The sequence below is a fragment of the uncultured Campylobacter sp. genome (assembly GCF_937997405.1).
Taxonomy (GTDB): domain Bacteria; phylum Campylobacterota; class Campylobacteria; order Campylobacterales; family Campylobacteraceae; genus Campylobacter_B.
In genome coordinates this window covers 1-3,740 of record NZ_CALKTL010000157.1, presented here as the reverse complement: position 1 = coordinate 3,740, position 3,740 = coordinate 1, and the positions used below count along the sequence as shown (strand labels likewise).

Genomic DNA, 3,740 nt, shown 5'->3' with positions numbered 1-3,740 from the left:
GCACGCTTTTGCCCGCAAAGCTCACCCCCCAGCCGCGCAGTATCTCAAACACCCGCTTGCCGAAACTGCCCAGCTCACCGCTAAATTTAGCGTAACTTTCGGACTTTTTATCCCAGCTATTTTCATGTGTTTTTTCGCCGATTTTCTCCACCGCTAGCCTTTAAATTTTTCGTAATAATAGCAAAATTTGGCAATTTTTCCGAATTTGGGCTATAATAAATGCTTTCAAAATCTAGGCGAAAGGGCGTTCATGGCGGACGTGACGATAAAAAATTTAAACTTTGCTTACGAAAAACGCGAAATTTTAAAAGATATAAACTTAAGCTACGAGCTGCGCGATTTTTTAGCTATTTTCGGGCCCAACGGCGGCGGCAAAAGCACCCTTTTGAAGCTGCTTTTGGGGCTGCTGCGACCAAGCTCGGGCACGATCGAAATTTTAGGCAGATCGCCCGCGCTTGCCAGAGCGCAAATGGGCTACGTGCCGCAGTTCATCGCGATAAACAAAAGCTTTCCCATAAGCGTGCTCGAAGTCGTTTTAATGGGGCTGATAGATAAGAAAATTTTCGGCTTTTACAGTAAATCCGAGCGCGAGCAAGCCATGCAAGCCTTGGAGCGCGTAGGCATGCAAGGCCTTGCAGGGTGCCGTATCAGCGAGCTTAGCGGCGGGCAGAGACAGCGCGTTTACATCGCGCGGGCGCTGTGCGCAAAGGCTAAAATTTTACTTCTTGATGAGCCGCTAGCGAGCATCGACACGATGGGGCAGGTTCAAATTTACGAGCTTCTGAAATCCCTAAATGAGAGCGGCTGCGGCATAATTCTAATCAGCCACGACGTGCAGCTCGCGCTAAACTACGCAAATCGCGCTCTTTACGTCGCAAACGGCTCGGCGCACACCCACGAGATCGATCCGGGAGGCAGAGCGGAATTTTTAGAGCACCTGCGACGCGAGCACGGCCACTTCTGCGCCGTCGATCTCGCGCTTAACGAATGCTGCTGCAAGGAGGGCGAAAATGGCTGAAATTCTATCCTACGATTTCATGCGAAACGCCCTACTCGGCGGGCTTTTAGTCAGCATAGTCTGCGGCGTCGTAGGCTCTTTGGTCGTGATAAATCGCATGAGCTTCATCGCAGGCGGCATCGCGCACGGCGCATACGGCGGTATCGGCATCGCGCTATTTTTAGGCATCTCGCCCGTGCTGGGAGCTAGCGTATTTGCGCTGTTTTTGGGGCTGCTAATCGCCTACGTCACGCTGCGAAACACCGAGCGCTTCGACGCTGTAATCGGCGCGATATGGGCGTTTGGAATGGCGCTGGGGATAATCTTCGCCGATCTCACGCCCGGGTACAAATCCGATCTGATGAGCTTTTTATTCGGCTCGATCCTAGCGATAAATCATGAAAATTTAATCTTCATCGGCATTTGCGGCGCGGCATTTGCGGCGCTTACGGCGTGCTTTTACAGACAGTTTTTAGCGATCAGCTTCGATAAGGAATTTGCCCTGCTGCGCGGAGTAAATACGAGCGTATTTTACTACGTCCTCGTAGTGATGGCGAGCCTCGCGGTGGTCGCGTCGATTCAGATCGTGGGGCTAATCTTAGTAATCTCGCTGATGACGATCCCGCCCTTTATCGCCGAAAAAATTTCAAAAAGCCTAGGCTCGATGATGGCGATAAGCTGCGCGCTATCGGCGCTTTTCTGCGCGGCGGGGCTTATTTTGAGCTTTAAGCTCAATCTAACCAGCGGTGCTTCGATAATCCTAGTCGCCTCGGTCTGCTTTTTCGCGAGCTCGATCTTTAGCAAACTTCGCGCCTAAAAGCCCACCCAGCTCGCTAAGCAGGATGCCCGCGAGTATCAGCGCCGCGCCTAAAATTTGAAGCGCGCTTAGCTTCTCGCCGAAAGCATACCCCATAATGCCCGCACTTACGGGCTCTAGTGCAAAAATCAGCACTGTCTTTATCTCGCTTACGCCGCGGTTTTGCGCCATTGTTTGGATCACAAACGCCGCGACGGTGGCAAAGATCGAGGTCAAAACCAGCGCGAAAACGAAATCGAAGCTCGGCGAAAAGATCAAATTTCCAACCACCTTTATCTCGCCTTCAAACTGCGCGTGAGGAGTGAAAACCGCCGCGATCAGCGCACAGGCGCAGACGCAGATAAACTGCACGATCACAAAGCCGTAGAGATTGCTTTTGCGCGCACAGACGCCCGTAAATACGATGTGAAGCGCGTATGCAAACGCCGAAATCAAGCTCAACCGCTCACCTATGCCAAATCCCACCGCGCCGCTTGCTCCGCTTAAAAAATACAGCCCCAAAAGCGCCACGACCGCGCCGCCAAAGGCGCTAGCACCGATCTTTTTGCTGAAAAACGCAAGCATCAAAAAGGGCACGATGACGACATTTAGCCCCAAAATAAACGCCACCGTCGATGATAGCGCATAATCAAGCGCTATGGTCTGGCAGGAAAAATCGCAAAACAGCATCAGCCCGCAAAACACGCCCCGCCCTATCGTGCCGCGGTCAAATTTGACGCCGAAGTGCAGGCAGGCGAGGTAAGTGAAAATGCTCGCCACCAAAAAGCGCCAAAACAAAAAGCTGAAAACGTCGCCGCTATGCAGCGCGCGCTGAACCGGCACGAAAGTGCATCCCCAAACGATCGCCACGAAAAGTAGCCCCAGGTCCCACAGCCTGCTAGGCGGAGCGGGGTTTTGCGCATGGCTTTGCACGGAATTAGAATTTTGCCCGAAACTCTGCGCGGAATTCGAGCTTTGCGTGCAGTTTTGCGTAGAGGCAGAATTTTGCGCGGCAGCGGGGCTCTGCGTAGAATCAGAGCTTTGCGCGAAATCGAAATTCTGCGCGAAATTTAAGCTTCGAGCGGAGCTAGAATTCTCTGCCGAATTAGATTTCTCTGCAAAATTCAGCACCTTTAAATTTTTAAATCCAAAGCTCTGCGGCGTATGAGCGGAGTCCGGATCGTTTGCAAGAACCCCAGTAAAATTTTTCTTTGAGCGTCGCGTATGAGCATCGGCAAGGTTTTTTGCGGGGCTTAAATTTGGCTCGTCTACGACGCTTGCACAATTTAGCGAACTCGCGCTATTTGCGCCGTTGCAAGTAAAATTTTCCGCACAATTTAATATAAAATTTCGTTTGAAATTCTTTGTGGAATTTCCATAAGGATTTATTGCGGAGGCATTTACGGAATTTAAAGCTTTGCTTTCGGCGCAGCTCGGAATTTGCACGGACTTTAAATTTGGCAAAAGAGTTGCGGAATTTAAAGCAGCTTTTTTTTCTATATTGTTGACGCGCGAAGCGGGATAGAACGCGACGAGACTGCGCACGGCAAAACCAGCCGAGGCACGATTGCGCACAGCGAAACCGGCCAAAGCGGGATAAAATTCTAAATTTCTTATGCTGATAAAATTTAACTCGGCAGCCGCATCTTTAAATTTAAAATTTCTTTTGAGGCAGGGGGCGGGAGCAAAATTTATCGCACCGCCGGACGCTGTGTTTTTAGTGCGCTCGCACGCCTGATTTGAGATAAAATTTAAAGCGGGTTTTAAATTAAAATTTTCCGCGAGCTCCGAGATAGAATTTTTCATAAATTTAAAGTAAAATTTCGCTGAGATCTTATCGCGGTCGCGCGCCTATCTGATCGTCTTTATGGCGTTTAAAATCGCGCCCGAGTTTTTGCGAAACTCCCTTTCGTTTTTGCTTAAAAAATCGAAGCTTTCGTTGATAAA

3 protein-coding genes are annotated in these 3,740 nt (G+C 50.1%); 2 read left to right on the top strand and 1 reads right to left on the bottom strand.

What is annotated here, in order from left to right:
- Window positions 1–250 precede the first annotated feature (250 nt).
- Entirely contained in the window at window positions 251–1,018 is a 768-nt protein-coding gene (locus Q0372_RS08505; RefSeq protein WP_298104845.1) for an ABC transporter ATP-binding protein, read from the top strand.
- Window positions 1,011–1,814 (top strand): metal ABC transporter permease, encoded by an 804-nt coding sequence (locus Q0372_RS08500; RefSeq protein WP_177388780.1) that lies wholly within the window; start codon window positions 1,011–1,013, stop codon window positions 1,812–1,814. Before Q0372_RS08505 ends, Q0372_RS08500 begins: the two co-directional genes overlap by 8 nt.
- Here Q0372_RS08500 and Q0372_RS08495 read toward each other — a convergent pair.
- Window positions 1,758–3,599: a DMT family transporter gene (locus tag Q0372_RS08495; RefSeq protein WP_298104843.1), complete on the bottom strand. Its 1,842-nt coding sequence runs from the start codon at window positions 3,597–3,599 to the stop codon at window positions 1,758–1,760. The two genes, Q0372_RS08500 and Q0372_RS08495, sit on opposite strands and share 57 nt — an antisense overlap.
- Window positions 3,600–3,740 lie beyond the last annotated feature (141 nt).